5 protein-coding genes are annotated in these 7,474 nt (G+C 49.7%); 4 read left to right on the forward strand and 1 reads right to left on the reverse strand.

Annotated features, from left to right (window positions below):
- Positions 1-14: 14 nt before the first annotated feature.
- Positions 15-1,580, reverse strand: a complete 1,566-nt coding sequence (locus tag NC99_RS07530) for a pyruvate kinase (protein WP_053181726.1) — start codon at positions 1,578-1,580, stop codon at positions 15-17.
- Positions 1,581-1,825: 245 nt separating this feature from the next.
- On the opposite strand from NC99_RS07530, the gene NC99_RS07535 reads away from it, so the two are divergent.
- From NC99_RS07535 to NC99_RS07550, 4 genes are all read left to right on the forward strand, one after another.
- Positions 1,826-2,035, forward strand: coding sequence for a heavy-metal-associated domain-containing protein (locus NC99_RS07535; protein ID WP_053181729.1), 210 nt, complete (start codon positions 1,826-1,828; stop codon positions 2,033-2,035).
- Between the two features lie 200 nt (positions 2,036-2,235).
- Positions 2,236-2,808 (forward strand): helix-turn-helix domain-containing protein, encoded by a 573-nt coding sequence (locus NC99_RS07540; protein ID WP_053181731.1) that lies wholly within the window; start codon positions 2,236-2,238, stop codon positions 2,806-2,808.
- Positions 2,809-2,900: 92 nt separating this feature from the next.
- A complete protein-coding gene (locus NC99_RS07545) occupies positions 2,901-5,156 on the forward strand; it encodes a heavy metal translocating P-type ATPase (protein ID WP_053181734.1) in 2,256 nt (751 codons plus the stop codon).
- A gap of 1,081 nt (positions 5,157-6,237) precedes the next feature.
- Positions 6,238-7,398, forward strand: a complete 1,161-nt coding sequence (locus tag NC99_RS07550) for a tyrosine-type recombinase/integrase (RefSeq protein WP_053181738.1) — start codon at positions 6,238-6,240, stop codon at positions 7,396-7,398.
- Positions 7,399-7,474: the final 76 nt, after the last annotated feature.

The following is a 7,474-nucleotide window of genomic DNA, read 5'->3' on the forward strand; positions in this document are numbered from 1 at the left end:
CACGGCTGGTTTCATCACGAGAGATCTCGAAATTGCTGCTTATCCAAAAAGCCTTTGGCCACCTGAAGGGCGCGCAGGGTGCCCTTCTTTTTATATTGATGGGCTTCCATGCGATGCAGGATGCTCGACAGAATCTGCACGGTTTCCAGCATGTTTGCCCCTTTGTTGAGCATCACACATTCGGAGCGGGCGGCCATGGAGGCATCCGTAATTTCGGCGCGCGTAGCCACCCCTTCCTTTGACAGTTTTTCCAGAACCTGGGTTGCCCAAATGTTGGGAATAAAAGCGGCTTCGCAAAGCCACAAAATTTGCTCCTGTACTTCTGAAATGCGCTCGGCACCCAGCTCAACAGCCAAGTCGCCGCGGGCAATCATTACCCCAATGTTCGAACTGCGCATGCCGGCAATCAGCAGTTCGGGCAGGTTCTCAAAGGCATCGCGGTTTTCAATTTTCAGCACCAGGCCGATATCGGGTTTGCCATATTCAGCCAGTTTTTGTTGAAGCGCCACCACATCGGCCGCCTTTCTTACAAACGAGTAGCCAATAATATCGGCCAGTTCGATCAGGATGGGCAGGAAACTCAAGTCATCGGGAGAGAGCGATGGCAGATTCAGCTTGGAGTCGGGCAGGTTAATGCCTTTTTCGGCCCGTAGCCGGCTTCCTTTGTTACTGTTGGCCCTGGTTATTTCCACATCGAGGTATTCCGGGGTGATGGCGCGAATCTTTCCACCGATTTTTCCATCGTCGAACCAAATACTTTCTCCCGGATTCAGATCTTCAAATTGAATGGGCGAAGCGATCGAAATCCTGGCCGGAGCAATCATTTCGCCAGCGGCATCGTACTTGGCATCTTGACCTTCCAGGCTTGCTTGATACAGATGCAGATGGTCTCCTTTATGCAGGGTGATGTAGTCGATGGGCTTTTTCTTCTTTTTCTTCTTTTTCAGTTTCACCAATCCGGTACGCATCTTGGGGCCGGGCAAATCCATGAAAATCCGGCATTCGTGCCCCACTTCGTGGCATGCCTGGTGCACGTGGGCAATCATTTTTTTCCAGTCGTCCGGCTCGTCGTGACTGCAATTCACGCGGGCCACCTCAATTCCCTGGCCAATCAGGTTTTTGACCAGCTCGTAATCAGTAGCGGCTTCCGACGGCAGGGTAACCATGATGCGTGTGTTGAGCGACTGGTTGCTTTTTCCCAGCAAGCGGGTTGTGTTGCTTTCGAGGACTGTGTTACTCTGGAAGTAATTGACCGGGTGCTCGCCCAAATCGTATTTCCCGCTGAAGTGTTTGCCCTGGTACAAGTGCAGGAAATACAGGATGTTCTCCATATTGGCCAGCACGTAGCGTTCCGAATGGCCGATGGAAGACAGTCCCATGGACGAAAGCTCTTCCTGTATTTTTCGAAGCTCGAAGGTGCGCAGTTTCAGGTACCGGATGAAATTACGCACACTGTAGCGATAGTTGGGGTGCACCGACTGAATAACCGGCTCGTAGTCTTCTTCGCAGGAAAGGATGGCTTCCCTGATTTTCATGAGCTTTGCAATGAGTTGATCCGTATCAATGTTGTTCGTATTCATAGACTTAATTTTTAGACCGGACGACGCGGAACGGGCGTTTATCGGTTTATAAAGATAGGAATACCTTGGAAGTTAAGGAACAAAAGTGTGGAGAAGCCGGATAATATTTTCAGGAGCTGTTCGGGATTGAATCTACAGGCGTTCAATCCGATCAGAATGTTATAAAACCAAGGCAAAAAAACATAACAGATTACCGATGGCTGACCCTTATTTTTGAGCTTTGTTAATCTTTAAAAATTACCGCTATGATTGAAAAATATAAAGTATCGGGAATGACCTGTGCGGGTTGCGCCAATGTGGTGAGCCGTCTGCTGTTGAATGTTGAATCGGTTAAAAATGTGCAAGTTAATTTAAGCGAAAAGGAAGTGGTCCTCGAAACGGATCAACCGCTTCGTTTGGAAGGTCTTTCCAAGGCCTTGAAAAGTTCGCCCTATCAAATTAGCTCTGGCGGTTGAGCCGCAACCAACAAGCGTATGAAAGCCATTTGATGATTGTTGGAGAACAGATCTGACTGGGAAACAAGAAGTCGTCCGAAGTGAAATGAACAAAGCCTCGGTCGACTTTTTGCTTTGGTTGATTTCGATTTCAAATAAACAAAATGGCGTATCTTAGCGTCTAATCCTCAAAACGAATTGTATTCTTAAATGATCATGTGATGGCCAATCCCGAAATCCTGCATATCAAAAACATGGTTTGCCCGCGCTGCGTGATGGCGGTGGAAGCTGCCTTTAAGGAGCTGGATGTTTCCTTTCAGCAAGTCGAGCTGGGGCAGGTTCACCTGGCGCAAGGCATTTCGGCAGATCAGCGGCGAGCGTTGGGGGCTAAACTGCGGGCGCTTGGCTTCGAGCTGTTGGAGCCCGGCAAGTCGGCCATCATCTCCAGAATCAAAAGCCTGATTGTTGAGCAGGTTCACCACAGCAAGGAGCCGTTGACCGTTAATTTATCCACTTACCTGGCCGACAAGTTCGCGTATGAATATAGCTACCTGAGCCGCTTGTTCTCGGCCGTGGAAGGCATCACCATTGAAAAGTACCTGACCCGGCAGAAAATCGAGAAGGTGAAGGAACTGCTGTTTTACGATGAGCTGAGCCTGTCGGAAATTGCCTTTGAGCTGAACTACAGCAGCGTGGCTTATTTGTCTTCTCAATTCAAAAAAGAAACCGGCATGACGCCCTCCCAATTTAAAAAATCCCATACCCCCGACCTCCGACCCTTGGATTCGCTCTAAGCAAAATCTTATAAATCGTGTGCACGATTCTGTAACAGTTTTGGGCCTTGTATGGGCGAAATTTGTGGTGTACAATTAAATCCCACACAGCGATGAAAACATTGACTTTAACAGAATCAAAAGCAGCAGACAGCAGCCTGATCAAACAAACCTTTCCGGTAAGCGGTATGACCTGTGCCGCTTGCGCGTCGAGTGTCGAATCTATTTTAAGCCATACCGAAGGGGTGATGCAGGCCAGTGTCAACTTTGCATCCAATTCGGTTTGGGTGGAATACGATGCCAAGCTTAGCCCGGCCGATTTGCAAAACGCCATTCGCGCCATTGGCTACGATTTGCTGGTAGATACGGAAGATCCGGCGGCGGCCCAGCAGGAAATGCAGCAAAAACACTATGCCGATGTCAAACAGCGGACGATTTGGTCGGCACTGTTGACACTACCCGTTTTTGTGCTGGGCATGTTTTTCATGGAATGGGAACCCGGCCGTTGGATTTCAATGGCCTTGTCCGTTCCGGTTTTATTTTACTTCGGGCGAAGTTTCTTTATTCACGCCTGGAAACAAGCGCGCCACGCACGGGCAAACATGGATACCCTGGTGGCCTTAAGCACCGGGATCGCTTTCCTGTTCAGTTTTTTCAATACCCTGTTTCCCGGCTTCTGGCACGCGCGGGGTATTCATCCGCATGTGTATTACGAAGCCGCGACCGTGATTATCACCTTTATTTCGTTGGGTAAGTTGCTGGAGGAAAGAGCCAAGTCGAACACCTCTTCGGCACTAAAAAAGCTGATGGGCTTGCAGCCCAAAACGCTGAAAGCCATCATCGACGGGCAGGAACAGGAAATCCCCATCGCTTCGGTACAGAAAGGCTACCGTGTGGTGGTGAGGCCCGGTGAGAAAATTCCGGTTGATGGAACGGTGGTGTCGGGAAATTCGTTTGTTGATGAAAGTATGATTACCGGCGAACCCGTTCCGGTTGAGAAGACCAGCGGCCAACAAGTGTTTGCCGGAACTATCAACCAAAAAGGCAGTTTTCAGTTTGAAGCCGAGAAGGTGGGGGGCGAAACGCTGCTGGCCCAAATCATTCAAATGGTGCAGGAAGCACAGGGCAGTAAGGCGCCGGTGCAGAAGCTGGTCGACAAAATCGCGGGCATCTTCGTGCCCGTTGTGCTGCTGATTTCCATCGCAACCTTTGCTACCTGGATGCTGCTGGGGGGTGACGATGCCTTTACACATGCCCTGCTGACGTCGGTGGCGGTATTGGTCATTGCCTGTCCTTGTGCGCTCGGACTGGCGACTCCCACGGCCATTATGGTTGGAGTGGGGAAGGGTGCCGAAAACAATATTCTGATTAAAGATGCGGAAAGCCTGGAACTGGGGCACCGGGTGAATGCCATCGTGCTCGATAAAACGGGCACCATCACCAAGGGCAAACCCGAAGTGACGGACATCGTGTGGGAGTCAACAGAGGCCGGCGACCACGCGCGTGGCGTGTTGCTGGGCATGGAAGCCCAGTCGGAGCACCCACTGGCCGAAGCCGTGGTTCGCAGGCTACAGGCCGATGGGATCCGTCCGGCGATCATCAAGGGGTTTAACAGCCTGACCGGGCAGGGGGTGGAAGCAAGCGACGAAGCGGGAGAACGCTATTTCGTTGGAAACAGTCAGCTGCTTCAGGAACGGAACATTGCCCTCACAACGGAATTGGAACAGCAAAGCCGGCAGTGGCAGGACCAGGTCAAAACCGTGGTATTCTTTGCCAACGAACAGCAGGTGCTGGCCGTTGTGGCCATTGCCGATCAACTGAAACCAAGTTCGAAAGCAGCCATTGCCCGGCTGAAACAGATGGGCGTATCGGTTTACATGCTGACCGGCGACAACCGTCAAACCGCGGCGGCCGTGGCGGCACAGGTGGGGGTTACCGATTTTAAGGCCGAAGTACTGCCCGCCGATAAGGCCGAATTTATCAAGCAACTGCAAGCCGAAGGCAAGCTGGTGGCCATGGTGGGCGACGGCATCAACGATTCGCACGCGCTGGCCCAGGCCGACGTGAGCATTGCCATGGGGCAGGGTTCCGACATTGCGATGGATGTGGCGAAGATGACGCTCATCACCTCCGACCTGAAATCCATTCCCAAGGCCCTGCAACTGTCGCGAAAAACGGTGTTCGGCATCAAGCAAAACCTGTTTTGGGCCTTTATCTACAACGCCATTGGCATCCCCATTGCCGCCGGCCTGCTGTATCCGGTCAATGGCTTTTTGCTCGATCCCATGATTGCTGGAGCGGCGATGGCCTTCAGCTCGGTGTCGGTGGTGGCCAACAGCCTGCGGTTAAAAGCCAGCAAACTGAGCTGAGCGACTCGATGCTGGATGCTGGATGCTGGATGCTCGATACTGGATGCCCGCTCGACGAGTCATCCTGCCCGGCAGCCGCCGGGTCAGGATCTGTTGGAGGGTTGATCCTGGATGCTCGATGCTGGATGCTCGATGCTGGATACTGGCTTCACTAAACACCAAACGCCAAACCCGGTTAAAACGAGGCAATGAATGGGCACTATTGCCGTTCGGCTTTAGCCAACGGATCATGGAAGTAGCACAGACCAGAAAGGGCTTTAGCCATATTTCCTTATGCGGCTAAAGCCTGGCTGCAAGCAACGCAGCATGCAAACCCGTTGGATGAATCCAACGGCAATATTCTCGCTCACCGCGCGTACAAGTAGTCATTCTGTGTGGCAACCGAAGGGTCAGGATCTCTCAGCGGGTGGCTTGATACCCGATGAAACAGATATCTGCTACGGCATACCGGGCTGTGGTGGCAGGCTGGAAACTTTGTCTGGTCAATTCCTTACGCCATTTTTCTTGTTCTGTTTTGCTTGCTGCTATCGTATCGTAAACTGCCAGAGCTGTTCCGACCTATCGAAAGCTGATGATGTCAGCAGGTCATTCTTCTGGCACCCTTGCTTCCCCTTCCTGGTCGTTTCAAGCTCGGACTAGCTACTACTTTTGTGTTAGGTTTATACTAGGTTTCTGTTAGTGAGGTAACAGAAACCTAACACAAACCTAGGAGAAACCTAGCAGAAACTATGGACTTGATTCGGGGATGGAGGGTAGAAACGGCCGATTGATCATTCCCCCGAACCAGCTATCCCCGGACCAGTATCTGCCGGCAAGGTAACGCCGAATGCTGTTCCCCGAGAAGTAGACCCGGAGGGCTTGCGCTGGGGTCGATACTGGATAAAACCAAAACGTCGACTGATCGCTTCTTCTTCCGGTCATTTTCTTGTCGTTTTTCGCCAGTGGTTGGACACTTGGAATTTGGAACATGAAATTTGGAATTTTCGCCTCCTTATTTTGAATGAAACTAAATTAGCACTGGCTAAATAATTTATTCTGTAAGATTCTTTAACTTGTGGAGCTAAACAGAATACCTGCACTTGTGACCAAACAAAAAACCATCAACCTAAGCTACGCCAATCACCGGCAACAAGTCGTTGTGCGGATTGATTTTGACTATGATGCCGAACTAACCGCCCAGGTCAGGCAGCTTGAAGGTACCCGCTGGAGCCAGACGATGGGTTGCGGGTATGTGCCCAAAGCACAATTTGACCTGCACCAATTTTTTGAGACGTTCAGGGGAAAGGCTTGGGTGGATTATGAGGGGCTAATGAAGGATAAAAACAAGCCAACAATGCATACGCCTGTATTGGTAAAACCCCGCTATAAGCTGAAGGCCATCAATGCACAATTATCGTCGGAGGTGAAGGGACAAATCCAGTCTTTTAAAAAATGGATGGAACAAAAGCGCTATGCGGAGAACACGATCAACACCTATATTCACCAATTGGAAATATTTTTCGGGTTTTATGCTTCAAAAACTCCTGAAGCAGTACAGCTCGAAGATGTTACCCGATTTAATACCGAATTCATTATGAAGCATGGATTAAGCGCTACTTTTCAGAACCAGACCGTGAGCGCTTTAAAATTGTTTTATGAAAAGAACTACAGCCGCTTGTTGAATATCAAACAGATTGAGCGGCCGCTAAAATCGAATCCGCTACCAAAAGTCTTTAGCAAACCCGATTTGGAAAAGTTCTTTCAGGCCATAACCAATCCCAAACACAAAATGGCCATGATGATGATTTATTCCTGTGGTTTACGAAGGGGCGAACTCGTTGATTTGAAACTGGAGCACCTGGATTCGAAGCGGAAATTGTTGTCGGTTATTAATGCCAAAGGAAAAAAAGACCGCGTTATCCCGTTAAGCCAACGAACTTTAGAGAAGATAAAAGCATACTATCTTGATCACCGTCCCCTGGTGTACCTGATTGAAGGGCAGAATCCCGGAAGATCGCTAACCGCTTCAAGCTTGCAAAAGGTTTTTGAAAAGGCACTCATTAAAGCGAAGATTAATAAGCCCTATACCATCCATTGTTTGCGGCACAGCATTGCGACTCATTTATTGGAAAACGGCACTGATTTGCGCATCATACAAGTATTGCTTGGTCACAAGTCTTCGAAAACAACAGAGATCTATACGCATGTCAGTAAACAGACCTTGGAAAACGTGAAAAATCCGTTTGATGATCTTAATTTATAAGATAAAAAAGCTACACATAACGAGACAAATAAGGAAATATAAGATAGCTTTGTTACACAGACAACAGAGTTGAACT

The sequence above is a fragment of the Sunxiuqinia dokdonensis genome (assembly GCF_001270965.1).
In the GTDB taxonomy this organism is placed as follows: Bacteria; Bacteroidota; Bacteroidia; order Bacteroidales; family Prolixibacteraceae; genus Sunxiuqinia; species Sunxiuqinia dokdonensis.